Raw genomic sequence first — 24431 nt, forward strand, 5'->3', positions numbered from 1 at the left:
GCCCGGCCAACAAGCTGATCCATGTGAGAAGAATATGGCGCGAACCGGTACCAAGGCTTGCCCTGTGCGCCCGTCGCGGTAATGAGATGTAAATAAGGGTTGCTGGGGGGCGCCGGTGGGGGATCAGGAGAGCGTCGCGGTCGCGTATCACCGCCCGAGCGACGCCTTGACGCATCATGTCACGGGCTATCACCGCTTCGCCGCGCCGGTGGTGCCGGGGCACGTCTTCCACGATGCTTTCTTTCCCAGCGTCGCGACGATCCGGGTGACGCTGTCGGGTAGCCCACCCTGGGCGCTGCGAATCGGCAGCCGCACCTATGATCCAATGCCGACGGTCGCGCTGACCGGGCCGACTAGCTATGCGGGCTATGTCACCAGCTCGGGCGGCACGCTGGTCGGCGCCGGCCTGCTACCTTTTGGCTGGGCACAGATGTTCGGCGGCGACGTGTCGCGGCTGTCGAACCGGGTCGTGCCGCTCGACGAGCTCGATCCCGGCGCCGAGATGTTGCGCGCCGCGCTCGAGTCGGGCGAGCCGTTCCAGCAGGTATTCGACAGCTGGCTCGAGGCGCGGTTGCAGCGCCGCCCGCCGGCCGACCCACGGATCGACCGTCTGTGCACGATGCTGCGCGATCCCGCGACGACGCGGATCGAGGCGGTGGCCGACGCGCTCAACATGACGCCGCGCGCGCTCGCCGCGCTGACCCGCTTCAACTTCGGCTTCACTCCCAAACTGCTGCTGCGCCGCACGCGCTTCCTGCGCGCGCTGAGCCTGGTGCTGACCCAACCCGACGCCGCGCCGATGGCGCTGGAGGACGCGGGCTATTGGGACCGCTCGCATTTTCTGCGCGACAGCCACCTGTTCCTGGGCTGCTCGGTGCGCGAGTTCTCGCGCCGGCGCGGCCCGCATAACCAGCTCGCCATCCGCGCGCGGACGGAGGCGTTGGGCGAACCGGTGTAGCGGGGCGGGGCGTGGAGTGCCCCACCCTCAAGGCCTTCCCATCCCGTTTTCCCGTTCGCGCTGAGGAGGCCCTGAGCTTGTCGAAGTGCCGTCTCGAAGCATATGGCTCGACGCGTGCGAACGCGCTTCGAGACGAGGCTTCGACAACCTCAGCCTCTCCTCAGCCCGAGCGGTTCGAATACCGGCATCAGATCCGTAAGGAGTCGCCTCACTCCCCCAGCAGACGATCGTCGAACATGCCGAACAGCAAGGTCGAGGCGTAGAGCCCCACGGCGTGCTCCTGCGCCATGGTCGAGGCCCATTTCCGCATGTCGAAGGCGGCGTTGAGCAGCGCCATCAGCGCCTGGCTCGCGATCAAGCTGTCGACCGCGCGGATTGCCCCTTCGGCGGCACCGTCCATCAGCGTGCCGGCGAAGCGACGCGCGATCCGGGTGGAGCGGTCGACCATCTGCTGGCGCTCGCCCGGCGGCAGACCGCTCAGCGCGGTGGTGCGCAGCAGCGAGCCGCTGTCGGAGAACTGCACCCCCACCAGCGTCGCCACCGCGTCGCACAGCCGCTGCCAGTGCGTGCCGCCGCGCGCGTCGGCGCTGCGCTGTGCCGCCGCGATCGTGTCGAAGCTGCGACGGTAGCAGGCCGCGACCAGATCGTCCTTGGCGTCGAGATGGTGGTAGAAGCTGCCCTTGGTCACGTTGAGCTCGGAGGCGATCCGCTGCACCGAGGCGCCGCGATAACCCAGCTCGTTGATCAGCCGCGTCGCCGCCAGCAGGAAGGCGTCGCGCCCCGGCATGCCATCGTCCTGCTCGAGCGTCAGCGGGCGCGGCGCCCAGCGCGCGTCCGCGCCGGCCAAGCCATGGCGGAACAGGTCCATCAGCCGCTCGGCGGCGCGCGGGTATTGATCGGCGTCGTAGCGCGGCAGCCACGCCGGCAGCCAGAACATATTCTCCAGCAGCACGTGCGCGCGCGCGCCGGCGAGGTCGACCGCGCCGCGGGCGCGCTGCTCGCCCCACAGCGCGCGGGTGCGGCGGAACACCTCGCGCCAGCGCGCCATCAGCCGGGCACGCACCGGCTCGTCCATCGCACGCAAGTCGGACAGCACCGCGAAGGCGCGTTCCTCGCCGCGCTCGATCCGGGCGAGCCGCGCGAGGTTCAGCGTGACCAGCCGTTCGACCCGCTCGGGCGGCGTCGGCTCGGCCGCGGCTGCGTCGAGCATCGCCAGCAGATAGTCGAGCGTGTGCTCGAACGCGGCGGCGGCGAGGTCTTCCTTGCGCTTGAAATAATACGTGACGCTGGTGGTGTTGAGCCCGACGCGGCGCGCTACGTCGGCGAAGGTCATGCCCTTGGCGCTCTGTTCGTTGATCGCTTCCGCCGCGGCGGCCAGGATCGCCTCGCGCTTCTCGCGAAAGCGCCGCGTGGCGGTGGCGTCGTCGGTCCTCAGATCCCCCATGGCGCGATGGGTAGCACGTCGCTTTCGAAGATACAGTCCCTTTTCCATCGACATGCATCGAAGCTGGTGGCACCACGAAGCGTGCTTTACCGAATACGCGGTATGGCCTAAGCCCGGTCGCGACCAACGAGGAGAGGGTGGCGATGGACTTCACGCTGAGCGAGCGCGAGACCTATTTCCGCGACCGTGTCCGCGCCTTCATCGCGCGCCATATCGCACCGCGCGACCACGAGTATGAGCAGCAGCTGGCGAGTGGCGAGCGCTGGAAGGTCATCCCCGTGATCGAGGAGGTCAAGCGCGCGGCGCGCGCCGAGGGGCTGTGGAACTTCTTCATGCCGCCCCACTCGGGGCAGCAGCACGTCGACGACACCTTCGCGTTCGCGGGCACCCAGCTGACCAACCTCGAATATGCGCTGTGCGCCGAGGACATGGGGCGGATCGGCTGGGCCAGCGAATGTTTCAACTGCTCCGCGCCCGACACCGGCAACATGGAGGTGCTTCACCGCTACGGCACGCGCGCACAGAAGGAGGCGTGGCTGCGCCCGCTGATGGAGGGCGAGATCCGCTCGGTCTTCCTGATGACCGAGCCCGCGGTCGCCTCCTCCGACGCAACCAACATCGAGACGCGGATCGAGCGCGACGGCGATCACTACGTCATCAACGGGCGCAAATGGTGGTCCTCGGGCGTGGGCGACCCGCGCTGCACGATCGGCATCCTGATGGGCAAGACCAGCTTCGAGGGCTCGCGCCACCAGCAGCAGAGCCAGGTGCTGGTGCCGCTCGACACGCCGGGCGTGAAGGTCGAGCGGCTTCTCTCGGTCTACGGCTATGACCATGCGCCGCACGGGCACGGCGAGGTGAGCTTCACCGACGTGCGTGTGCCGGTGGAGAATGTGTTGCTGGGCGAGGGGCGCGGTTTCGAGATTGCACAAGGGCGGCTCGGGCCGGGGCGGATCCACCATTGCATGCGCACGATCGGCGTCGCCGAGGTGGCGATCGAGAAGATGGCGCGGCGGCTGCTCGCCCGCGTCGCCTTCGGCAAGCGCATCGCCGATCACAGCGTGTGGGAGCAGCGGATCGCGCGCGCGCGGATCGACATCGAGATGACCCGGCTGCTCTGCCTCAAGGCCGCGGACATGATGGACAAGGCAGGGAACAAGGCGGCGCAGCAGGAGATCGCGATGATCAAGGTGCAGGCGCCGACGATGGCGCTGCAGATCCTCGACGACGCGATCCAGGCGTTCGGCGGCGCTGGCGTGGCGGAGGACGCCGGGCTGGCGCACGCCTGGGCCTCGGTGCGGACGCTGCGCTTCGCCGATGGGCCAGACGAGGTGCACTGCCGCGCGATCGCACGGCACGAGTTCGGGAAGTACGGTGAGGTCGGCGGCCGCGGCGCGCCGTCGAGCGGCGACGTGGGGGTGACCCGGTGAGGAGAGTGGGCGCGCTCTCTCGCCGTCTGTTCCGGCGTCATCCTGAGCTCGTTTCAGGATCCACCGTCGCGCGAGAGCCGCAGCGTCTGAGTGACTCGCACCGTGGTGTTCGCGCGGGATCGTTTCGCCCGCACGCGATCTTTGCTCGCCGGAGGCGAGCCAAAGCGCGAACACGTAACGAGCTCGAGATGACGCTGAAAGAGTCGGGAGGTGCTGCTTCGCTCTCGCTCGTTCGTGCTGAGGAGAGGCTGAGCTTGCCGAAGCCTCGTCTCGAAGCGCGGCCGCGAGCGTCCGGCCGGTGCTTCGAGACGGCGCTTCGACTTCGCTCAGTGCCTCCTCAGCACGAACGGTCGGCATCCCCGCGGCACGTCTCTCGATGAAAGCCGCCGTCCTCACCGCACCGCGCGCGCCGCTCACGATCGCCGAGGTCACCGTCAGCAACCCGCTCGCGCACGAGGTGCTGATTCGCACCGCCGCGGTCGGCGTGTGCCGCTCCGACCTGCATTTCGTCGACGGTCTCTACCCGCACGCGCTCCCCGCCATCCCCGGCCATGAGGCGGCGGGCGTGGTCGAGGCGGTCGGCAGCGAGGTGCGCACCGTGAGGCCCGGCGACCATGTCGTCACCTGCCTCTCCGCTTTCTGCGGCCATTGCGAATTCTGCCTGAGCGGGCGGATGTCGCTATGCGTCAGCGGCGAGACACGACGGCCTCGTGGCGCCGAGCCGCGGCTGCGCCTCGCCGGCGGCGGCGCGGTGGCGCAGATGCTTAACCTCTCGGCTTACGCCGAGCAGATGCTGGTGCACGAACATGCCTGCGTCGCGATCGACCGCGACATGCCGCTCGACCGCGCCGCGCTGATCGGCTGCGCGGTGACGACCGGCGCCGGCGCGGTGTTCAACACCGCCGACGTCGCGCCGGGCGAGACGGTGTGCGTGGTCGGCTGCGGCGGGATCGGGCTCGCCGCGGTCAACGCCGCGCGGATCGCGGGGGCGGGGCGGATCGTCGCGCTCGACCCCATACCCGAGAAGCGCGCCATCGCCGAGCGGCTCGGCGCGACCGACACGTTCGACAGCGCCGCCGAGGGGGTCGCCGCGGCGGTGATCGAGGCGACCCGCGGCGGCGTCCACCACGCGATCGAGGCGGTCGGCCGGCCGCAGTCGGCCGCGACTGCGGTGGCGGTGCTGCGCCGCGGCGGCACCGCGACAATCCTCGGCATGTTGCCGCCGGCCGAGTCGGTCGGCCTGTCCGCGATCGACCTGCTCTCGGGCAAGAGATTGCAGGGCGGGCTGATGGGCTCCAATCGTTTCCCGATCGACGTGCCACGGCTGGTCGACTTCTACCAGCGCGGGCTGCTCGACCTCGACACGTTGATCGCCGAGCGGCTGCCGCTCGAACGGATCAATCACGCCTTCGACGCGCTGCGCCGCGGCGACTCGACGCGCAGCGTGATCGTCTTCGCATGAGCGACGACCCCTCGCTCCAACGCGACCTCGCCGAGCGCGACCGGCTCGACACCGCGCGGCTGGGCGCGTGGCTGGCGCAGCATGTGCCCGGCTTCGCCGGCCCGCTCGACTATGCCAAGTTCGCGGGCGGCCAGTCGAACCCGACCTATCGGCTGGACACGCCTGCGCGGCGCTATGTGCTGCGGCGCAAGCCGATGGGGGAGCTGCTTCCCTCGGCGCATCAGGTCGAACGCGAGTATCGCGTCATCGCCGCGCTCCACCCCACCGGCTTCCCGGTGCCACGGCCTTATGCCTTGTGCGAGAACGCGGCCGTGATCGGCTCGGCCTTCTACGTCATGGAGATGGTGGAGGGGCGGACGATCTGGGACGGCACCATGCCCGAGCTCACCCTCCCGGCGCGCCGGGCACATTATCACGCGATGATCGACACGCTGGCCGATCTCCACAACCTCGATCCGGGCGCGATCGGGCTCGCGGACTACGGCCGCCCGGGCAACTACTTCGAACGCCAGGTCGCGCGCTGGACCAAGCAGTATCGCGGCGCTGAGACCGAGACCTTGCCCGAAATGGAGCGGCTGATCGAGTGGCTGCCGCGCACCGTGCCGTCGCAGACCCGCACCGCGATCGTCCACGGCGACTATCGCGTGGACAACATGCGCTTCGCGCCGGGCGAGGCGCCGCGCGTTGCCGCGGTGCTCGACTGGGAGCTGTCGACGCTGGGAGACCCGGTCGCCGACCTGACCTACTACCTGATGAGCTGGGTCACCGAGCCTGAGGGCCGCTCCGGCGTCATGGGGCTGACCGGCGACGCCACGGGCATCCCGACGCTGGACGAGATGCTGGCGCGCTATGCGGCGCGGACCGCTCGCGACGAGCCGGTCGCGACCGACTGGTACTTCGCCTTCAACCTGTTCCGGCTCGCCAGCATCGTCCAAGGCATCCGCAAGCGCGTGCTGGTCGGCACCGCCGCCAACGCGCGCGCGCAGGAGACTGCGGCGCGGCTGCCGATGCTGGTGAGCGCGGCCTGGCACTTCGCCGGGCGCGCCGGGGCATGAGCGTGGAGGGGGAGCGAATGCGGTTCGCGGGCAAGTCGGTCGTCGTCACCGGCGCGGGCTCGGGCATCGGCCGCGCCGCCGCGCTGCTGTTCGCGCGCGAGGGCGGCCGCGTCGTCGCCGCCGACCTCAGCGAGGGCGCCGAGGCGACCGCCGCCGCGATCGCCGACGCGGGCGGCACTGCGCTGGCGTTCCGCGGCGACGCGGGCGACGAGGGCGACGTCGCGCGACTGGTCGCGCTGGCGGCGGAGCGGCACGGCGGGCTCGACGTGATGTTCGCCAACGCCGGGATCTCGGGCGGGCTCGCCAACCTGTTCGACACCGATGTCGCGCTGATCACCGAGGTGCTGCGCGTCAACCTGATCGGCCCGTTCCTCGCGCTCCGTCATGCCGCGCCGCTGATCGCCGGGCGCGGCGGCGGCGCGATCGTGCTCACCGCCAGCGTCGCCGGGCTGCGCTCGGGCGCGGGATCGCCGGCCTATTCGGCCAGCAAGGCGGGGGTGATCAACCTCGCGCAGGTGGCGGCGCAGCAGCTCAGCGGCAGCAACGTGCGGGTCAACGCGATCTGCCCCGGGCTGACCGAGACGGGGATGACGCGGCCGACCTTCGATTACGCGCGCGAGGCGGGCAAACTCGACCGGCTCGGCCGGCTCAACCCGCTGCGGCGCGGCGGGCAGGCCGAGGAACTGGCGCGCGTCGCGCTGTTCCTCGCCAGCGAGGACGCCAGCTACGTCAACGGCCAGGCGATCGTCGTGGACGGCGGACTGTCGTCGAGCCATCCGGTGACCCGGCAGGATTATGGCAAGACCGCGGTGTGAGGCGCCCGGCGAGCGCCGGGCGTGACGCGCGCCACACCGCCGGTACGCCACGACACGCGGGCCAGCGCCGCGCGCACCCCCGCCGCGCCGTCGCTGCGGAGATGGCGCGTCAGCCGCTCCCATGCCGCATAGGCCTAATCCCGAGGCGCTCGCGCAGCGGGTGGGTGGTGATCCCCTGGGTGAGATAAGCGAACAGGCTGCTCCGCGCGGGATAGCCCAACACCGCCGCGACCTCGCGCCGCACCAGCACCCTCGGCGCGAGCAGCAGCCCGGCGACGACCGCGTCCGCGATCAGCGCGTGCGAGTCGCGCGTCCCGGTCGAGCGCGGTCACCAGCGTGGTGACGAGGATCACGGTGCAGCGCTGCGCCATCGCTCCCCGCGGGCGCTATGTAGCGGGACGGGGGCGACGAACGGCGCGCCACACGGACTTCTTTGCTCGAGCGATCGTCCGGCCACCGCGGGCGACGGGCTGTCCTACGCCGGCGCGATCTGTCAGGCGAGGTGCTCCCCGGTGGGAGCATTGTGCGAGCCTCTTCCGTCATACCGGACTTGGTCTGGGATCCACGTTGCCGCACAATCCTAAGTCGTTGCGTTTGAGGGGGAGTGGATCCCGGACCAAGTCCGGGATGACGGAAGGATGAGGAGCGTTGCCAGATTGTCACGAGCGCTCCGGGAGAGAAGGAGAACGATCTTGTTGAACCATGTCATGGTCGGGTCGAACGACCTCGCGCGGTCGGCGCGCTTCTACGACGCGGTGCTCGGCGTGCTGGGCGCTCCGCCGGCGCGCAGCGACACCGCGCCAAGCGGACACGAGCGCCTGTTCTATCGTCACAACGGCACGATGTTCGGGGTGAGCGAGCCGATCGACGGCGCGGCGGCGAGCGTCGGCAACGGCAGCACGGTCGCCTTCCGCTGCGACTCGGCCGAGCAGGTGCAGCGCTTCCACGACGTCGCGGTGGCGAACGGCGGCACCTCGATCGAGGACGCGCCCGGCCCGCGTGAGACCAGCCTCGGCCGCGCGGTGCTGGCCTATGTTCGCGATCCCGACGGCAACAAGCTGTGCGCGGCGAGCCGGGGATGACGGCCTATGTGGCGCTGCTGCGAGCGGTCAACGTCGGCGGCACGGGCGCGCTGGCGATGGCCGAGTTGCGGCGGCTCTGCGAGGCGGCGGGGTTCGCGGCGGTGCGCACCTATATCGCGAGCGGCAACGTGGTCTTCACGAGCCCGCTCGACGCGGCGGCGGTGAGACGGCGCCTTGAGGAAGCCTTGCAGGTGTCGACCGGGCGGCAGGTGCGCGTCGCGGTGCGCACCGCGACCGAGCTGGCCACGGCGCTCGCTGCGAATCCCTTCGCCGACGCGGCGCCGTCTACCACCGTGATCATCTTCCTCGACACGCCGCCCGAGACCGACACGCTCGAGCGCGCGGTGGCGCCGGGAGGGGAGCAGCTGGCCCTCGGCGCGCGCGAGATCTATGTCGCGTACGGCGCGGGCATGGGGCGGTCGCGGCTCAAGCTGCCGGGTGCGGCAGAGGGGACCGCCCGCAACGTCAACACCGTGGCGAAGCTGGTCGCGATCGCGGCGGAGGTCGCCGCGGCGTGACTCGAGACGGTCGGGCCGCGGCGCGGGTTGCGCGCTGCCACGACTCAACGTTCGCCGACGCGCACGCCGCCCGGACTCAACATTCGCAACATTCGCGCCCCTTCCAAGCCCGGGGCACAGCCGCTACAGGCCCGCCATGGAGCATCCCGACAGCATCCTCATCGTCGATTTCGGCAGCCAGGTGACCCAGTTGATCGCGCGCCGCGTGCGCGAGGCGGGAGTCTATAGCGAGATCGCGCCCTTCCAGTCCGCCGCCGACGCCTTCGAACGGATGCGCCCGAAAGGCGTGATCCTCTCCGGCGGCCCTGCCTCGGTCGTGGACGAGGGCAGCCCGCGCGCGCCCCAGGCGGTGTTCGACTCGGGCGTGCCGGTGCTCGGCATCTGCTACGGCCAGCAGGTGATGAACGAGCAGCTCGGCGGCAAGGTCGAGAAGGGCAATGCCGGCGAGTTCGGCGAGGCCTATGTCGAGGTCGACGCCGCCTGCGGGCTGTTCGACGGGCTGTGGCAGTCGGGCGAGCGCCACCAGGTGTGGATGAGCCACGGCGACCATGTCGCCGCGCTCGCGCCCGGGTTCGCCCCGGTCGCCTCGTCCAAGGGAGCGCCCTTCGCGCTCACCGCCGACGAGTCACGCCGCTATTACGGCATGCAGTTCCATCCCGAGGTGGTCCACACGCCGGACGGGGGCAAGCTGATCGCCAATTTCGCGCGCCACGTCTGCGGGCTAGCGGGCGACTGGACGATGGCCGAGTTCCGCGCCACCAAGATCGCCGAGATCCGCGAACAGGTCGGTGATGGCCGCGTGATCTGCGGCCTGTCGGGCGGGGTCGACTCCGCCGTGGCGGCGGTGCTGATCCACGAGGCGATCGGCGACCAGCTCACCTGCGTCTTCGTCGATCACGGGCTGCTTCGCGCGGGCGAGGCCGACCAGGTCGTCGGCCTGTTCCGCAACCATTACAACATCCCGCTGGTGCACGTGAACGCCGAGACGCTGTTCCTCGGCGGCCTGGCCGGGGTCACCGACCCCGAGGCCAAGCGCAAGTTCATCGGCAAGACCTTCATCGACGTGTTCGAGGACGAGGCGCGCAAGATCGGCGGCGCCGAGTTCCTCGCGCAGGGCACGCTCTACCCCGACGTGATCGAGAGCGTGAGCTTCACCGGCGGCCCCTCGGTGACGATCAAGAGCCACCACAATGTCGGCGGCCTGCCCGAGCGCATGAACATGAAGCTGGTCGAGCCGCTGCGCGAGCTGTTCAAGGACGAGGTGCGCGAACTCGGCCGCGAGCTGGGGCTGCCCGACGCCTTCGTCGGCCGCCACCCGTTCCCCGGGCCGGGGCTCGCGATCCGCATCCCGGGCGAGGTCAGCAAGGAGCGCTGCGACATCCTCCGCAAGGCCGACGCGATCTACCTCGAGGAGATTCGCGCAGCGGGGCTGTACGACACGATCTGGCAGGCCTTCGCGGTGCTGCTGCCGGTGCGCTCGGTCGGCGTGATGGGCGACGGGCGGACGTATGATTCGGTGCTGGCGCTGCGCGCGGTGACCTCGACCGACGGGATGACGGCGCAGGCGTTCCAGTTCCCGGGCGATTTCCTGCCGCGGGTCGCGACGCGGATCATCAACGAGGTGAAGGGCATCAACCGGGTGACCTACGATTACACCTCCAAGCCGCCGGGCACGATCGAGTGGGAATGACGCGGGAAGAGCAAGCAGCCGGGGGCTGCTCGCCCGCGTCATTCGGCGGCGCGAGCCGCCGCGGCGCGCGGGAAGAGCGAGCAGCCGGGGGCTGCTCGCCCGCGTCATTCAGCGGCGCGCGCCGTGGCGGCGCGCGGGAAGAGCGAGCAGCCGGGGGCTGCTCGCCCGCGTCATTCAGCGGCGCGCGCCGCCGGGCGCGGCGTGACACTGCGATCCAGAGCGCGTTACCGGCGCGGGCTTGCTCGAGCGCTCGCCGCCTTCTCGGTGTCTTGCTGCCCATCGCAACCGCGCTCGCGCTCCCCGCTGCGCCTGCCACGGCGGCGAGCGGTGACCCGCCCGAGTGGACACAGCCGCGCCCGCCGCTGCACCTGCTCGGCCCGATCACCTATGTCGGCACGCGCGGGCTCGGCGCCTATCTGATCCGCACCAGCGCCGGCGCGATCCTGGTGGACGCGACGATGGCCGAGAATGTCCCCGCGATCGAGCGCAACATCCGCTCGCTCGGGCTGAAGCTCAGCGACGTCAAGCTCATCCTCGTCAGCCACGCGCATTTCGACCATGTCGGTGGGCTCGAGCGCATGCGGCGCGACACCGGCGCGCGCGTGCTCGCCGGCAGCGGCGACGTCGCCGCGCTGCGGAGCGGGACGCCGCCGGGTGAGACCAGCTACGGCGTCCACCGCTTTCCCGCGGTGTCGCGCGTGTCGCCGGTGGCGGACGGCGAGCGAGTCAGGCTCGGCGAGGTCACGCTGCGCGCCGTGGCGACCGCGGGACACACGCCCGGCTGTACCAGTTGGGTCATGCGCGTGGACGATCACGGTCGTCCGCGCGAGGTGCTGTTCGCGGGTAGCATGACGGTCGCGGGAAATCGCCTGATCGGCAATCGCCGCTACCCCGAGATCGTGCGTGACTATCGGGCCACCTTCGACCGGATCGAGCGGCTGCGCGCCGACGTGGTGTTGCCGATGCACCCCGAGGCGGCCGACGTGTTCTCCCGCGAGCGTACGGGCACGCTCGTCGCGCCGCGATTGCTCGGCGACATGGCGCGTGCGGCACGAGCCGATTTCGAGCGCACGCTGCGCGAGGAGAAACGCTGAGCGGCGTTGCGCGGGACGGGCGCATGCGCTTGAGTGCTCATGGATTGCATCGGCGTCGCCCGACGATGGGATGACGCCGACGAGAAGGAGAGACATGATGCGAAATCTGACCAAGGCGGGCCTGGCCGCGCTCGCCCTGGCGCTGTCGTCGGCGCCGAGCGTGGCGCAGCGCGGTGCGTCGGCGCCCAACACGCTCAGCGCCCGGGAACGCGCCGCGGGCTGGACCCTGCTGTTCAACGGCCGCGATCTCACCGGCTGGCGCTCGTTCAAGGGCGGTGCGCCGACACCGTCCTGGGTGGTGCGCGACGGCGCGCTCGAGCTCACCGCCTCGGGCGGTCACATGAGCGGCGCCGATCTCGCGACCGCCGAGAGCTACGGCCCGTTCGAGCTCACGCTCGACTGGAAGGTGGAGACGGGCGGCAACAGCGGCGTGATCTATCTCGCGCGCAACGTGCCGGAGACGACGCAGAGCTATGAGACCGGGCTCGAGATGCAGGTGCTCGACGATCAGGGTCATCCCGACGGCAAGATCCCGTCGCATCGCGCCGGCTCGCTCTACGACATCACCGTGCCGCCCGCGGGCGTGTCGCGCCCGGCGGGCAGCTGGAACCACGCGCGGCTGCTGGTCGAGCCCGGTCGCATCCGCCAGTGGCTCAACGGCGTGCCGACCGCGGACGTCTCCTACGGCGACGCGGCGTGGAAGGCGCGCGTGGCCAAGTCCAAGTTCGCCAAGATGCCGCTGTACGGCACCTTCACCAGCGGCGTGATCGCGCTGCAGGACCATGGCGAGCCGGTCGCGTTCCGCAACATCAAGCTGCGGAAGATCGGCGCGACGCGGTAATTCGGTCCAGGGCAGCGGCCGCCGAGCCGCTGCCCTGGATCAGTCTTTGGAACGATCGACCTTCTCCGCGTTTCTGAGAACGATGCCTCTGTTTTACTTTCAATTTGCCGGTCGCGAACGGGACGTGATCGGGGTCAACTGCACTGACGTGGCGGAAGCGCGTAACGAGGGGGTGAGGCAGCTGGGCAGCTATCTTTCCGACCATCCCGGTTATGCCGAGGAGGGCCATTGGCGCGTGACGGTGGAAGACTCGAGCCGTCGCCCGCTGCTCAACGTGATCGTCGCCACCGTCAACGTCCGCGGCGCTCCCGACGAGTGACACGTTGTGCGTCGTATACCGCGGCGCGAACTAATCTTTAAGTACGAATGACATAGAGGAAGGCGACGAGGTCGTAGACCCGCGTCGCTCTCGGCTCCGCGCAACGGGGAGGGCGGCTGTTTTCCCTCGCTCGACGCGTGCGCCGGTGACGCGTCGGGCCCCGATGCGGTCGCATGCGCATGATGAGCTTCTCCTGGTTGACCCGCCTGGCCCGCGATCGCGGCGCGAATGTCGCGGCGATGATGGCGGTGGCGATGATCCCGCTCGCCGCGCTCGCCGGCTCGGCGCTCGACGTGTCGCGCATGTACGTGGTCAAGTCGCGGCTTCAGCAGGCGTGCGACGCGGGCGTGCTGGCAGGCCGGCGCTTCATGGCGACCGACGGCGGCACGACGCTCGACGCCACCGCCACCGCGCAGGCCAAAACCTTCTTCACCAATAATTTCGGCGCGGGCTATTTCGGCGCCGCCAATGCCCGCTTCACCCCGAGCAAGACCAGCGACCAGCAGGTGGCGGGCACCGCGACGGTGCAGGTGCCGATGACGGTGATGAAGATGTTCTCCATGGCCACCGCCGATCTGACGGTGACGTGCAAGGCGCGCTTCGACATCGCCGACACCGACATCGTGTTCGTGCTCGACACCACGGGCTCGATGGCGTGCCGTCCGGAAGATACCGACACGCAGTGCAACAATTACGTCAGTGCCAACTCGGCGCGCGCCTACACGCGCCCGGGTAGCGACCCTGATGCGATGCCGGGCTACCTCAACTCGACCGGCTATGCCGTTCCCGAGACCACCGCTGGCAACGGCTCGCGCATCAAGGCGCTGCGCCAGGCGGTGAAGGACTTCGCCGCGGTGATCGCCTCCTCGGTCGATAGCAGCACGCGCGTCCGCTACGGCTTCGTCACCTACACGTCGACGATCAACGCGGGCAAGGCGATCTACCAGGTGGCGCCGAGCTACCTGGTCGGCGGCGCGGCCAACGACAAATGGGATTATCAGACACGCTGGATCACCGACGAATATGTCGCCAGCTGGAGCGGCACGGCCAATGGCAAGAGCTCTGCCAACTGCGGCACCGTCATGGGCAATCGCGCGCCGCTCACCGCGCCGGCTTTCGCCAGCGACGGTACCGCGAGCTACACGGGCGGGCAGCTGTGGAACTCCAAGGACAACACCTGCTACGGCAACGTCACGCGCAACATGGGGCCGGTCTATACCTACGGGCAGCGCAAGCTTGATGTCACCGGTTTCGTGGCGGGCAAGACTGTCGGCGATCCGACCAAGGTGGCCGCGACGAACACGGCATGGGACGGTTGCATCGAGGAGCGCGCCACGCAATCCGGCACGACCAACTTCACGTCCGCTTCGTACGACCTCGATCCGGAACTGATCCCGAGCAACGGCACCGACACGCGCTGGCGGCCGATGTGGGCCGACGTCGAGTATAATCGTCTGCTGACGGGCGTCAGCCCCGATACCACCAACGGGGACGACAACAACAAGCACCAGAATTTTGGCGGTGTGGATCGGCGTCAGCTTGGCTATTACTCGTGCGGCAAGCCTGTTCACCGTCTCTCGGCGATGAGTAATGCTGATATTGCCGCCTACGTCGACGCGTCCGATTTCCGGCCGCTGGGCGGTACGTATCACGACACCGGCATGATCTGGGGGACGCGGCTGCTCAGCGGCAGCGGCATCTTCGCCGCGGACAACGCCGGACGCGCCGGCCAGCCCGTGCCGCGCAAGGTGATCGTCTTTCTCACGGACGGTGACATGTCGCCGAACGCGGCATTGTACGGCCTATATGGGGTGGAGAATTTCGATAAGCGCGTCAGCAACGGCGACACCGGCAACCTCACCAACTACCACAATGCGCGCTTTCTCTACGAGTGCGGCCGCGCGCGACAGCTCGGCATCGACGTGTGGACGGTGGCGATTGACACCAGCTCCAGCGACCAGCTGACGCAATGCGCGCGCAACAGCTCGCAGGCGCTGTACACCACCACCGGCAGCGGGCTGTCCGCGATCTTCCAGAAGATCGCCAAGCAGGTCGCCATGCTGCGGATCGACCAGTGAGCGCGCGCGCCGCGCTCGTCCGCGACCGCCGCGGCGTCAGCACGATCGAGTTCGCGCTGCTCGCACCGGTGCTGTTCCTCGTCGTGCTCGGGCTCTTCGATCTGATGTACGGCGTCTACGTCCGCTCGGTGCTGGAAGGCGCGGTAGTCAAGGCGGGACGCGACAGCGCGCTGGAGAACAACGCCGCCGACCAGGATGCGATCGACGGCAAGGTTCGCTTCATGCTCGCCTCGCTCGGCGGCGGGATGACGATCAGCACGTCGCGCAAGAGCTACGCCAGCTTCTCGCTGGTCAAGCCCGAGTCCTTCGACGACCGGAACGGGAATGGCGTGCGCGACAGCGGCGAATGTTTCGACGACGTCAACGGCAACGGCGTGTGGGACGCCGACCCGGGAGTCGGCGGGCAGGGCGGCGCCAACGACGTTACCAATTATACCGTCACGGTGACCTACAACCGCATCTTCCCGATGGCGGCGCTGGCTGGCTGGCCCAGGGTGCAGTCGCTGTCCGCCAGCACGTTGCTCAAGAACCAGCCGTACAAGACGCAGACCAGCAACGTGGTGAAGTCGATATGCACCTGAGCCTCGCCCCGCTCGCCGCACGGCTGCGGCGTGACCGCTCGGGCGTGTCGATGATCGAGTTCGCGCTCACCTTGCCCGTGGTGCTGACGCTCGGCTGCTACGGCATCGAGACCAGCAACCTGGCGCTCACCTCGCTTCAGGTGAGCCAGCTCGCGCTCAACCTCGCCGACAATGCCTCGCGCGTCGGCAGCATGCAGAGCGACAACTCGACCCAGCTGCGCGAGGTGGACATCAACGACGTGCTCACCGCGGCGCGGCTGCAGGGCGGCAAGCTGGGGCTCACGACCAGAGGCCGCATCATCGTCTCCTCGCTCGAAGAGAGCGGCGGGAAGCAATATATCCACTGGCAGCGTTGCCTGGGCACGCAGAGCGGCGCCGACTATGACTCGCATTATGGCACGACGCCGGTCACGGCCGGCACGCAGACCGGCAGCGGCTACGCCGGGACGGTGGTGACCGGCATGGGCAAGCCCGGCGCGCAGGTTACCGCGCCGCCGGGCACCGGAGTGATGTTCGTCGAGGTCAACTACCTCTACAACCCGATTATCAGCAGCCGCTGGCTGAGCGCGGGCGTGCAGCAGATGCGCTACACCGCGTCGTTCATCGTGCGCGACCGGCGCACCTTCGATATGGTCTACAATCCCGCGCCGACTGCGCAGCGCTACACCTGCGACCGCTACACCGCGTCCTGAGCGGCGGTGACGGCGTAGCGCAGATGGAGTGCGCCGTGAGCGAGCGGGTCGACGCCGATCAGCTGAAGCCGGATCTTGCCCTTCAACCCCGTTTCCCCGGCCTCGACGATCGTGCGGCTCTCCCCGCCGTCCAGCGCGGGCGCGAGCACGAGGTCGAACTGCTCGACCAGCCCGGCGGCGAGGAAGCTGCCGTTCGTCCCGCCCCCGCCCTCGAGCAGCAGATGGCGCGCACCGAACCGCTCGCCCAGTATGTCGAGCGCGGCGGCGAGGTCGAGCCCGCCGCCCCGCCTCTCACAGACGATGTAGGAGACGCCAACGCCGACCAGCTCGGCGAGATGCGAGTCGGTGATGTCCGGCCCGAGCAGCACGACGACATGGTCGCCGTGAATGTCCGCCGCGGTGAAGTGAAGTCGGCCTGCGCGGTCGAGCGCGATCGCATAGGGGCCGTGGTCGCGCGCGACGTGGAACGGGCGGGGCGGCGCCCCGCTGGGGGAAGGCGGATGCGGTTCGCCTTTGGCCATCTCCGCCATCGTGACGCGGCCGACGATCCAGCCATCCGCGGCATAGCGGTCGTGGATCGCCTCATAGGCGCCAGTCCAGTCCGCCGCAGAGCCGTCGGGGCTCTCGGTCCAGCGGCTCGGGTGCAGTCGACCGTCGAGCGAACCCGCCATCAGGCAAGTCAGACGCGGCCGGGTCATGCCGCACCCTCACCGCTATACTCTTCGTCACTGACCGGCGCGAGCCAGGTGACCGCGCTGCCATCCTTCTTCTCGGCGATGGCGATGTGCGTCAAAGCGGTATCGGGTGCGGCGCCGTGCCAGTGGCGCTCATCGGGCGCGAAATAGACGATGTCGCCCGGCGCGATCTCCTCGATCGCGCCGCCCTCGCGCTGCACCCGCCCGCGTCCGAAGGTGACGAGCAGTGTCTGGCCGAGCGGGTGCGTGTGCCAGTTGGTGCGCGCGCCCGGCTCAAAGGTGACGGTGGCGCCCGCGAGCGCGCCGCTGCCAGCGAAAGGCATGTCGAGCCGCACGGTACCGGTGAAATAATCCGCCGGGCCGCGCGAGGACGCGATGGCGCCGCTGCGCGTGATCTTCATGGGTACGTCTCCGCGAGGATGATGCCCGCTCAACGCGGCGGGCGTACACCGTCTCCATCGTGGACGATGAGCAAGTCGCGACGCCGCGATGAACCGCCTTCGTCAGCGTGCCACGCCGGCGTCCGCCGCGGCGTTCACCCAAGCCGTGGCAAGGTAACGCGGCGCCACCCGCGCCCGCGCGCGCTGTTCATAGGCATAGCCTGCGCCGAGCACCGCCTGATCGCCGCCGCGGGTGGCGATGAAGGAGAGGCCGACCGGCAGGCCGTCGGCCAGCCCCATCGGTACGGTGAGATGCGGGTAGCCCGCGATCGCGGGCAGCTGCGACGCCGAGGGGCCGCCATATTGGTCGCCATAGACGCGGTCGCTGAGCCAGGCGGCGTCGTAGCTCGGCTCGACCAGCAGCGTCGCGCGCGCCTGGCGCAGCATCGCGTCGATCCCCTGCGCGCCGGCGAGCCGCAGCGAGGTCGCGCGCGCGGCGCGATAGGCCGGGTCATCGAGCCCCTTGGTCTCCTCCGCGGCCTCGAACAGCTCCTGGCCGAAATAGGGCATCTCGGCCGCGGCATGGGCGCGATCGAAGGCGATCACGTCGGCGAGCGTGCGCGTCGTGACACTCGCCGGCGTCGTGGCCAGATAGGCGTTGAGATCGGCCTTGAGCTCGGTCTTGAGCACCAGCAGCTCGGCCTCGCCGAGCCCCTCCAGTTTGGGCGGGGTGACCTCGACCAGCTCGGCGCCGGCGGCGCGCAGCACCGCCAGTGCGGCGTCGTAGCGCGCGGCGAGTGCGGGGCGCAGCTCGGGTGGGCGAATCACCGCCACGCGCGCGCCGCTCAGCGCGCTGGTGGACAGCGCGGCGGCATAGTCGGTCGTGCCGCCGGCCATGGCGCCGAGCAGCAGCGCAGCGTCGCGCACGCTGCGCGCCATCGGACCGGGCGTGTCCTGGCTGTGGCTGATCGGCACGACGCGATCGGCGCTGACCAGCCCCAGCGTCGGCTTGAGCCCGACGAGCCCGTTGATCGAGGAGGGGCAGGTGACCGAGCCGTCCGTCTCGGTGCCCACCGCCGCGGCGGCGAGGCTGGCGGCGACCGCGGCGCCCGAGCCCGCGGAGGAGCCGCAGGCGGTGCGATCGAGCGCATAGGGGTTGCGCACCAGCCCGCCGACGGCGCTCCAGCCGCTCATCGAGCGCGTCGATCGAATGTTGGCCCATTCAGACAGGTTGGTCTTGCCGAGGATCACCGCGCCCGCCGCGCGCAATCGCGCCACCAGCGGCGCGTCGCGGTGCGTGATGTTGCCGGCGAGCGCGAGGCTGCCGGCGGTGGTGGCGATCGGGTCGGCGGTCTCGATATTGTCCTTGAGCAGGATCGGCACGCCGTGGAGTGGTCCGCGGACGCGGCCAGCGGCGCGCTCGGCGTCGAGCGCGCGCGCCTGAGCGAGCGCGTCCGGGTTGAGCGCGATGACGCTGCGCAGCGTCGGGCCGCTGCGATCAACCTTGGCGATGCGCGCGAGATAGGCGCGGGTGAGCGCCGCGCTGCTGGTTTTCCCGGCGGCGAGCTGCGCGCTTAGCTGTTCGAGCGATACTTCCTCCACCTGCGGCGCGGCGGCCGCGGGCAGCGCCAGCAGACTCCCGGTGAGAACCACTGCCGTTATCGTCGCGCGCATCGATCGCTCCTCATCATTCGCGCCTATCCTCGCGCGTTCGCAGGCGCTTGGGCAAGCGCGCGGCGCGCCGGCGATGGACTTCCGGCCCGCACCGGCTAGGAACCCGCGACGATCGCGCCTCGGCGCCTTCTTCTCCCGCCGCCGCGGAGCCGCGCATGAACGACGATCTTCGAGCCCTGATCCGGACCATTCCCGACTTCCCCAAACCCGGCATCCAGTTCCGCGATATTACCACCCTATTGCTCGATCCTGCCGGCGTGGCCGCCTGTGTCGAGCGGATGGTGGCGGCGACTGAAGGCCCAGTCGATCTGGTGGCAGGGATCGAGGCGCGCGGTTTCCTCTTCGCCGCGGCGCTGGCGGTGCCGCTCCGCGCCGGCGTGCTGCTGATCCGCAAGGACGGCAAGCTGCCCGGGGCGACCATCGCCGAGGATTATGCGCTCGAGTACGGCAGCGACCGGATCGCGATCCACGCCGACGCCTGCGCGCCGGGCGCGCGCGTGCTGCTCGTCGACGACCTCATCGCCACCGGCGGCACGGCGCGCGCCGCGGTGCGGCTACTGCGCAAGGCCGGTGCCGAGGTGCGCCAGGCGCAGTTCGTCGTCGACCTGCCCGACCTGGGCGGCGCCGAGCGACTGCGCGACGAGGACATCGCGGTCAGCGCGCTGGTGGCCTTCGAGGGTCACTGAGCGTCGCCGGAACCGCCACCGGCCCAGCGCCGTTGGCTCCATACTGGCGGCGCGTACCAGCCGCTTCCTCCGTGGTATGGAGAGTTCCGATGAGATGGACCCACATCGTCGCCGCTGGCCTGCTCGGCGGGCTGGCGCTCATGACCTCTGCCTGCTCGACCGGCTATGGCTATAGCGGGGTCGGCCTCGGCGTCGGCAGCGGCGGCTATTACGACGACCCGTACGGCGGGTACGGCTACGGCGGCTATGGCTATGCGCCGAGCTACTACGGCTGGAACGACGGCTTCTACTACCCGGGCACCGGCGTCTACGTCTACGATCGCTATCGTCGTCCCTATCGCTGGAACGACAACCAGCAGCGCTACTGGCAGCAGCGCCGCGGCAGCTATGCCGGCCGCGACGTGCGCGACAATTGGCGCGACTTTCGCCGCGATGTCGGGCGCGAGCGGCGCGACTATCGCGGTGACCTTCGCGCCAATCGCGACGCCTATCGCAGCGGCACGATCACGCGCGACCAGTTCCGTCAGGGGCGGCGCGACGCGCGCCAGGAATATCGCGGGGACGTGCGGCGCGACTACCGCGAGCTGCGCCGGGAGAACCGCGCGGAAGGCTATCGCACGCCCCGCCTTGATCGCGGGCCGAACCGTGGAAGCGGGGATCGCGGGCCGGCGCCGCGGCGCGGGGAGCGCCCGCGCTGACGGCTCAGCCGTGCTTCTTCAGGCCGCGCACCCGGTGCCAGACGTAGAAGGCGATCGCCGCGACCAGCACCACGCCGATCGCCGCGTCGGCGCGGTGGAAGAAGGCTTTGAGCCGCGGGTCACTGTTCCACTTGTCGCCCAGCGTCATGCCGATCCAGGCGAGCAGCAGGCAGAACGGCCAGGAGCCAACGAAGGTATAGACGTGGAACGGGATCAGCTTCATCCGCGCCACCCCGGCGGGAAAGGCGACGAAGGTGCGGATCACGGGCAGCATGCGCCCGATCAGGATCGCCCAGGCGCCCCAGCGGTTGAAGAAACGATCGGCGAGGTCGAGCTCGCCCGGGCCGATCAGCACGTAGCGGCCGAACTTTTCCGCCATCGGCCGCCCGCCGCGGCGCCCGATCTCATAGGCGATGACAGAGCCGATGTTGCAGCCGATCGCGCCCGCGGTCGCGGCGAGGAACAGGTTGAGCTCGCCGGTGGAGACGAGATAGCCCGCGAACGGCATGATGATCTCGGACGGCAGCGGGATGCACGCGCTCTCGATCGCCATCAGCAGCGCGATACCGAGATAGCCGCCGCGGGAGATCACGGCGATGGCGAAGCCGGCGAGCGCGGCAAGGATCTTCTCGACCATGATGCTGCGCTTGCGTCACGCGGATGCAGAATGGAAGCCGCAAAGTGGAACTGTGCCGTCCAGCAACGGTTCGACGCGGATGACCGATCTCACGCTCAACGACGGCCGCCCGATGCCCCAGCTCGGGCTCGGCACCTACCAGATCCCCGATTCGCAGGTGGCCGCGGTTGTCCGCGCCGGGCTCGACCTCGGCTTTCGCCTCGTCGACACCGCGGCGCTGTATCATAATGAGCGCGGCGTCGGCGAAGGGCTGGGCCACGACGAGGTATGGCTCACCACCAAATTGTGGCACGACCAGCACGGCGACGCTGAGGCGGCGCTCGACGCCAGCCTGGCGCTGCTCGGGCGCGACCACGTCGACCTGTACCTGATCCACTGGCCGCACCCCGCGGGAGAGCGCTATGTCCAGGCGTGGCAGACGCTGGTGCAGCTGCGCGACGCGGGGAAGGCACGCTCGATCGGCGTGTCCAACTTCCTGCCCGAGCACCTCGACGCGATCATCGACGCGACTGGTGTGGTGCCCGCGGTCAACCAGATCGAACTCCACCCGACTTTCCAGCAGCGCGAGGTGCAGGCCTACAACCGCGAGCGCGGGATCGTCACCCAGAGCTGGTCGCCGCTGGGGCAGGGTGAGACGCTGCGCGACGAGCGCGTGGTCGCAATCGCCGAGCGGCTCGATGCCACGCCGGCGCAGGTGCTGATCGCTTGGCACCTCGCCAAGGGGCTGGCGGTCATTCCCAAGGCGGGCAATCCCGAGCATCTCGCGAGCAACTGGCAGGCGACCGAGCTGCGTCTGAGTGAGGAGGACGTCGCCGCGATCGACGCGATGGACGATCCCGATGGCCGGATGGGACCCGATCCGCGCGAGCTGTAGGCGAAGGACACGCAGCGCTGGCGGTCGGAGACGAAAGTCTGCACGCGTCTAAACAAGTCTTATGCGAAGCAGCACGTGCTTGCCTGGCGTTCACACCCAGCTCGGGAACCACGTCCAGCGGTGGAACGCCGCGGCATGCGCCAGCGGGGCGGCGGTAAGCACCGGCAGGAAGTAGAGCGTCAGTGCGAACGCCAGCAGCAGGTACACTTCGTTCCACCACTCCAGTCGCGCGCGCCAATGGTCCAGCGCCACGGCCAGCGCGACACTCAGGAAGACGCTCGCCGGGTAGTAATAATAATAGAACCCAAGCGACTTGGGGATCACCGCGAAGATCCCGACCCCGAAGGTCCACAGCACCGCGGGCGCGAGCAGCCGTGCCGACCCGCGCTTCACCCAGCCCCAATAGCAGGCCGCCACCGCCGCCAGACCGCCCCACATTACCGCGGGGTTGCCGAGCAGGATGATGCCGCGCTGCGCGCCGTCGACGGGCTCGTACAGGTACCAGATCGGACGGATCAGCAGCGGCCAGGTCCACCAGTCCGACTGATAGGTATGGTGCGGCAGCTTCTGCGTCTGGCGCAGGTACATGTCCCACTGGAACGGCAGCAAACGCGCGACCGTCATCCGCTCATTGGCGTAGAAGAAGGCGGGGACGAAGGTGAGGAAATACACCGCCACCGACACGCCGCCCAGCAGCGCCAGCGCGCGCCTCGCGCCGAGCCCCGGCCAGCGCGCGGGCCGCTCGCGCTTCATCATCACGAACGTCACCCCCGCCGCGGCCACGTACGGCGCCGCGACCCATTTGCACGCGGTGGCGAGCCCCAGCAGCGTCGCGCCGGCGGTCCAGCGCGCGACGCTGCCGTCGCGCATCGTGGCGGTGAGCAGCACGATCCCCCACAGCAGGAAGGCGAGCAGGAAGGTGTCCAGCATCGCAATCCGCGCTTGGACGTAGACGGTGAAGCCCAGCACCGCGAGCAGCGCGCCGGTCAGCGCGGCGCGGGTGCGCCCGGTCAGCAGCCAGGTCAGCGCGAACACCCCCGCGACCGTCGCGCTTCCCGCCACGGTCGACATCGCGCGCCAGCCCAGCGGCCCGTCGCCGAACAGCCGCAGCCCCAGCGCGATCAGTTCCTTGGCGAGCAGCGGGTGCTCCATGTTGGCGGGGCCGCTGAGATCGCGCAGCGCGCGCGCGGCGGGCAGATAATGAACCTCGTCGAACACTGGCTTGTCGGGAACGGTCACGCGGAACAGGAACAGCAGCTCGGCGGCGAGCGCGATCGCCATCCCGAGTAACCAGGGGCGGGGCGTGGTCACCGTCTCGTCGCGCGCGGCCATCAACTTCCCCATGCGTGCTCCCGCACACGCAGGAGCCCAGGGCCGCGAGCGTGGCGGGTCATAACCCCTGGCTTCCTGCCTGCGCAGGAACACTCCGCTTCCTTGCGTCAGCCTCGCTGCGGCGACAAGCCCGCCAGCGCCGCGCTGCCCCTTGTCTCCGCGCGCCGCCCGGGGCTAAGCGTGCCCGCATGAAGCGGCGTAGCGGACAGGACCGGTCGGTCACCCAGCATTGGCGCCCCGCCACCCTCGCGGTGCGCGGCGGCACCGCCCGATCCGAATTTGGCGAGACCTCGGAGGCGATTTTCCTCACCTCGGGCTACAGCTATGACTGTGCCGAGGACGCCGCGGCGCGCTTCGCCGGCGAGCAGGAGGGGATGACCTATTCCCGCCTGCAGAACCCGACCGTCGAGATGCTGGAGCACCGCATCGCGCTGCTCGAGGGCGCCGAGGCGTGCCGCACCATGGCGACGGGCATGGCGGCGATGACCGCGGCGCTGCTATGCCAGCTGCAACAGGGCGACCATGTCGTCGCCGGGCGCGCCGCCTTCGGTTCGTGCCGCTGGCTGGTCGACACCCTGCTGCCGCGCTTCGGCATTCAGTCGACCACGGTCGACGCGCGCGATCCGGGCGCGTTCGAGTCGGCGGTGCGGCCCAACACCAAGGTCTTCTTCTTCGAGACCCCCGCCAATCCGACGATGGACGTGGTCGACCTCAAGGCGGTGTGCGGCATCGCGCGCGAACGCGGGATCGTCAGCGTGGTCGACAATGCCTTCGCCACGCCCGCGCTCCAGCGCCCGCTCGAGTTCGGCGCCGACGTGGTCGCCTATTCCGCCACCAAGATGATGGACGGGCAGGGCCGCGTGCTCGCCGGCGCGGTGTGCGGGAGCGAGGATTTCGTCACCAACACGTTGCTGCCCTTCACCCGCAACACCGGGCCGACGCTAAGCGCCTTCAACGCCTGGGTCGTGCTCAAGGGGCTGGAGACGCTCGACCTCCGCATCCGACGCCAGTCGGAGAACGCGGTCGCGGTCGGGCAATTCCTCGAGGGGCGGGTGCCGCGGATCCTGCATCCCGGCCTGGCCAGCCACCCGCAGCACGCGCTGGCGATGGCGCAGATGGTCGCGACGGGGCCGATCTTCGCCTTCGAGGTGGCCGATCGCGCGCAGGCGCACGCTCTCCTCAACGCGCTGCAACTCATCGACATCTCGAACAATATCGGTGATTCTCGCTCGCTGATGACGCATCCCGCCTCCACCACGCATTACGGCGTCAGCGCCGAGGCGCGCGCCGAGATGGGCGTGAGCGAGGGGCTGTTGCGGCTCAACGTCGGGCTCGAGGACCCGCAGGACCTGATCGACGATCTCGACCAGGCACTCCGGCAGGTCGGCCTATGACC

General features: G+C 69.8%; 24 protein-coding genes. 18 read left to right on the forward strand and 6 right to left on the reverse strand.

Annotation, left to right across the window (positions count from 1 at the left end; translation table 11 throughout):
- The first annotated feature begins 166 nt into the window (after positions 1–166).
- Positions 167–958, forward strand: coding sequence for a helix-turn-helix domain-containing protein (locus FHY03_RS07105; RefSeq protein WP_183929723.1), 792 nt, complete (start codon positions 167–169; stop codon positions 956–958).
- A 208-nt stretch (positions 959–1166) separates the two neighbouring features.
- Here the strand turns inward: FHY03_RS07105 and FHY03_RS07110 are convergent, their stop codons facing one another.
- Positions 1167–2402 (reverse strand): TetR/AcrR family transcriptional regulator, encoded by a 1236-nt coding sequence (locus FHY03_RS07110; RefSeq protein WP_183929725.1) that lies wholly within the window; start codon positions 2400–2402, stop codon positions 1167–1169.
- Between the two features lie 143 nt (positions 2403–2545).
- On the opposite strand from FHY03_RS07110, the gene FHY03_RS07115 reads away from it, so the two are divergent.
- From FHY03_RS07115 to FHY03_RS07175, 13 genes are all read left to right on the forward strand, one after another.
- On the forward strand, positions 2546–3832 hold the full coding sequence (locus FHY03_RS07115; RefSeq protein ID WP_183920722.1) for an acyl-CoA dehydrogenase family protein: 1287 nt from the start codon (positions 2546–2548) through the stop codon (positions 3830–3832).
- Between the two features lie 376 nt (positions 3833–4208).
- Complete coding sequence (locus FHY03_RS07120; RefSeq protein ID WP_183920721.1) at positions 4209–5294, forward strand: Zn-dependent alcohol dehydrogenase; 1086 nt, start codon at positions 4209–4211, stop codon at positions 5292–5294.
- Complete coding sequence (locus tag FHY03_RS07125) at positions 5291–6349, forward strand: phosphotransferase family protein (protein ID WP_183929727.1); 1059 nt, start codon at positions 5291–5293, stop codon at positions 6347–6349. Before FHY03_RS07120 ends, FHY03_RS07125 begins: the two co-directional genes overlap by 4 nt.
- Positions 6346–7164, forward strand: coding sequence for an SDR family NAD(P)-dependent oxidoreductase (locus FHY03_RS07130; protein WP_260158759.1), 819 nt, complete (start codon positions 6346–6348; stop codon positions 7162–7164). The genes FHY03_RS07125 and FHY03_RS07130 overlap by 4 nt, the downstream gene beginning before the upstream one ends.
- Before the next feature lie 692 nt (positions 7165–7856).
- Positions 7857–8246: a VOC family protein gene (locus FHY03_RS07135; RefSeq protein WP_183929729.1), complete on the forward strand. Its 390-nt coding sequence runs from the start codon at positions 7857–7859 to the stop codon at positions 8244–8246.
- Positions 8243–8764, forward strand: coding sequence for a DUF1697 domain-containing protein (locus FHY03_RS07140; RefSeq protein ID WP_183920717.1), 522 nt, complete (start codon positions 8243–8245; stop codon positions 8762–8764). Before FHY03_RS07135 ends, FHY03_RS07140 begins: the two co-directional genes overlap by 4 nt.
- A 136-nt stretch (positions 8765–8900) precedes the next feature.
- Entirely contained in the window at positions 8901–10454 is a 1554-nt protein-coding gene (guaA, locus tag FHY03_RS07145) for a glutamine-hydrolyzing GMP synthase (RefSeq protein ID WP_183929731.1), read from the forward strand.
- A 269-nt stretch (positions 10455–10723) separates the two neighbouring features.
- Complete coding sequence (bla, locus tag FHY03_RS07150) at positions 10724–11548, forward strand: subclass B3 metallo-beta-lactamase (RefSeq protein ID WP_260158760.1); 825 nt, start codon at positions 10724–10726, stop codon at positions 11546–11548.
- Between the two features lie 94 nt (positions 11549–11642).
- A complete protein-coding gene (locus FHY03_RS07155; protein WP_221190042.1) occupies positions 11643–12389 on the forward strand; it encodes a DUF1080 domain-containing protein in 747 nt (248 codons plus the stop codon).
- An 82-nt stretch (positions 12390–12471) separates the two neighbouring features.
- On the forward strand, positions 12472–12708 hold the full coding sequence (locus FHY03_RS07160; protein WP_183929735.1) for a DUF6894 family protein: 237 nt from the start codon (positions 12472–12474) through the stop codon (positions 12706–12708).
- A gap of 197 nt (positions 12709–12905) precedes the next feature.
- Positions 12906–14786 carry a TadE/TadG family type IV pilus assembly protein gene (locus tag FHY03_RS07165; protein ID WP_260158761.1) on the forward strand — a complete coding sequence of 627 codons (1881 nt, stop codon included), beginning with the start codon at positions 12906–12908 and terminating at the stop codon, positions 14784–14786.
- Positions 14783–15367, forward strand: a complete 585-nt coding sequence (locus tag FHY03_RS07170; protein ID WP_311721332.1) for a TadE/TadG family type IV pilus assembly protein — start codon at positions 14783–14785, stop codon at positions 15365–15367. Before FHY03_RS07165 ends, FHY03_RS07170 begins: the two co-directional genes overlap by 4 nt.
- A complete protein-coding gene (locus FHY03_RS07175) occupies positions 15358–16059 on the forward strand; it encodes a TadE/TadG family type IV pilus assembly protein (protein ID WP_183920710.1) in 702 nt (233 codons plus the stop codon). Before FHY03_RS07170 ends, FHY03_RS07175 begins: the two co-directional genes overlap by 10 nt.
- Here the strand turns inward: FHY03_RS07175 and FHY03_RS07180 are convergent.
- The 3 genes from FHY03_RS07180 to FHY03_RS07190 form a co-directional block, all read right to left on the reverse strand.
- Positions 16044–16757, reverse strand: a complete 714-nt coding sequence (locus FHY03_RS07180) for a RibD family protein (RefSeq protein WP_183929740.1) — start codon at positions 16755–16757, stop codon at positions 16044–16046. The genes FHY03_RS07175 and FHY03_RS07180 overlap by 16 nt on opposite strands.
- Positions 16754–17155 carry a cupin domain-containing protein gene (locus FHY03_RS07185; RefSeq protein ID WP_183929742.1) on the reverse strand — a complete coding sequence of 134 codons (402 nt, stop codon included), beginning with the start codon at positions 17153–17155 and terminating at the stop codon, positions 16754–16756. Before FHY03_RS07185 ends, FHY03_RS07180 begins: the two co-directional genes overlap by 4 nt.
- A 102-nt stretch (positions 17156–17257) precedes the next feature.
- Positions 17258–18808 carry an amidase gene (locus FHY03_RS07190; RefSeq protein WP_183920707.1) on the reverse strand — a complete coding sequence of 517 codons (1551 nt, stop codon included), beginning with the start codon at positions 18806–18808 and terminating at the stop codon, positions 17258–17260.
- Between the two features lie 155 nt (positions 18809–18963).
- Between FHY03_RS07190 and FHY03_RS07195 the strand changes: the two genes are divergently transcribed.
- Positions 18964–19494, forward strand: coding sequence for an adenine phosphoribosyltransferase (locus FHY03_RS07195; RefSeq protein ID WP_183920706.1), 531 nt, complete (start codon positions 18964–18966; stop codon positions 19492–19494).
- A gap of 89 nt (positions 19495–19583) precedes the next feature.
- A complete protein-coding gene (locus tag FHY03_RS07200) occupies positions 19584–20192 on the forward strand; it encodes a hypothetical protein (RefSeq protein WP_183920705.1) in 609 nt (202 codons plus the stop codon).
- A 4-nt stretch (positions 20193–20196) separates the two neighbouring features.
- Here FHY03_RS07200 and FHY03_RS07205 read toward each other — a convergent pair whose 3' ends face one another.
- Entirely contained in the window at positions 20197–20829 is a 633-nt protein-coding gene (locus tag FHY03_RS07205) for a DedA family protein (RefSeq protein ID WP_183920704.1), read from the reverse strand.
- Positions 20830–20908: 79 nt separating this feature from the next.
- On the opposite strand from FHY03_RS07205, the gene FHY03_RS07210 reads away from it, so the two are divergent.
- Complete coding sequence (locus FHY03_RS07210) at positions 20909–21703, forward strand: aldo/keto reductase (protein ID WP_183920703.1); 795 nt, start codon at positions 20909–20911, stop codon at positions 21701–21703.
- Positions 21704–21793: 90 nt separating this feature from the next.
- On the opposite strand, the gene FHY03_RS07215 is transcribed toward FHY03_RS07210, so the two are convergent.
- Positions 21794–23047: a glycosyltransferase family 39 protein gene (locus tag FHY03_RS07215; RefSeq protein ID WP_260158763.1), complete on the reverse strand. Its 1254-nt coding sequence runs from the start codon at positions 23045–23047 to the stop codon at positions 21794–21796.
- A 176-nt stretch (positions 23048–23223) separates the two neighbouring features.
- Between FHY03_RS07215 and FHY03_RS07220 the strand changes: the two genes are divergently transcribed.
- Positions 23224–24429, forward strand: a complete 1206-nt coding sequence (locus tag FHY03_RS07220) for a PLP-dependent aspartate aminotransferase family protein (protein ID WP_183929744.1) — start codon at positions 23224–23226, stop codon at positions 24427–24429.
- The last annotated feature ends 2 nt before the right edge of the window (positions 24430–24431 follow it).

The sequence above is a fragment of the Sphingomonas sp. BK345 genome (assembly GCF_014193845.1).
Taxonomy (GTDB): Bacteria; Pseudomonadota; Alphaproteobacteria; order Sphingomonadales; family Sphingomonadaceae; genus Sphingomonas.

What these genes read in the sequence shown, in the direction of transcription:
- FHY03_RS07190 (WP_183920707.1), bottom strand. Translation starts at nt 18,808, where the DNA reads ATGCGCGCGACGATAACGGCAGTGGTTCTCACCGGGAGTCTGCTGGCG.
- FHY03_RS07215 (WP_260158763.1), bottom strand. Translation starts at nt 23,047, where the DNA reads ATGGGGAAGTTGATGGCCGCGCGCGACGAGACGGTGACCACGCCCCGC.
- FHY03_RS07120 (WP_183920721.1), top strand. Translation starts at nt 4,209, where the DNA reads ATGAAAGCCGCCGTCCTCACCGCACCGCGCGCGCCGCTCACGATCGCC.
- FHY03_RS07115 (WP_183920722.1), top strand. Translation starts at nt 2,546, where the DNA reads ATGGACTTCACGCTGAGCGAGCGCGAGACCTATTTCCGCGACCGTGTC.
- FHY03_RS07200 (WP_183920705.1), top strand. Translation starts at nt 19,584, where the DNA reads ATGAGATGGACCCACATCGTCGCCGCTGGCCTGCTCGGCGGGCTGGCG.
- FHY03_RS07160 (WP_183929735.1), top strand. Translation starts at nt 12,472, where the DNA reads ATGCCTCTGTTTTACTTTCAATTTGCCGGTCGCGAACGGGACGTGATC.
- guaA (WP_183929731.1), top strand. Translation starts at nt 8,901, where the DNA reads ATGGAGCATCCCGACAGCATCCTCATCGTCGATTTCGGCAGCCAGGTG.
- FHY03_RS07180 (WP_183929740.1), bottom strand. Translation starts at nt 16,757, where the DNA reads ATGACCCGGCCGCGTCTGACTTGCCTGATGGCGGGTTCGCTCGACGGT.
- FHY03_RS07205 (WP_183920704.1), bottom strand. Translation starts at nt 20,829, where the DNA reads ATGGTCGAGAAGATCCTTGCCGCGCTCGCCGGCTTCGCCATCGCCGTG.
- FHY03_RS07185 (WP_183929742.1), bottom strand. Translation starts at nt 17,155, where the DNA reads ATGAAGATCACGCGCAGCGGCGCCATCGCGTCCTCGCGCGGCCCGGCG.
- FHY03_RS07140 (WP_183920717.1), top strand. Translation starts at nt 8,243, where the DNA reads ATGACGGCCTATGTGGCGCTGCTGCGAGCGGTCAACGTCGGCGGCACG.
- FHY03_RS07175 (WP_183920710.1), top strand. Translation starts at nt 15,358, where the DNA reads ATGCACCTGAGCCTCGCCCCGCTCGCCGCACGGCTGCGGCGTGACCGC.
- FHY03_RS07220 (WP_183929744.1), top strand. Translation starts at nt 23,224, where the DNA reads ATGAAGCGGCGTAGCGGACAGGACCGGTCGGTCACCCAGCATTGGCGC.
- FHY03_RS07130 (WP_260158759.1), top strand. Translation starts at nt 6,346, where the DNA reads ATGAGCGTGGAGGGGGAGCGAATGCGGTTCGCGGGCAAGTCGGTCGTC.
- FHY03_RS07210 (WP_183920703.1), top strand. Translation starts at nt 20,909, where the DNA reads ATGACCGATCTCACGCTCAACGACGGCCGCCCGATGCCCCAGCTCGGG.
- FHY03_RS07155 (WP_221190042.1), top strand. Translation starts at nt 11,643, where the DNA reads ATGATGCGAAATCTGACCAAGGCGGGCCTGGCCGCGCTCGCCCTGGCG.
- FHY03_RS07195 (WP_183920706.1), top strand. Translation starts at nt 18,964, where the DNA reads ATGAACGACGATCTTCGAGCCCTGATCCGGACCATTCCCGACTTCCCC.
- FHY03_RS07110 (WP_183929725.1), bottom strand. Translation starts at nt 2,402, where the DNA reads ATGGGGGATCTGAGGACCGACGACGCCACCGCCACGCGGCGCTTTCGC.
- FHY03_RS07125 (WP_183929727.1), top strand. Translation starts at nt 5,291, where the DNA reads ATGAGCGACGACCCCTCGCTCCAACGCGACCTCGCCGAGCGCGACCGG.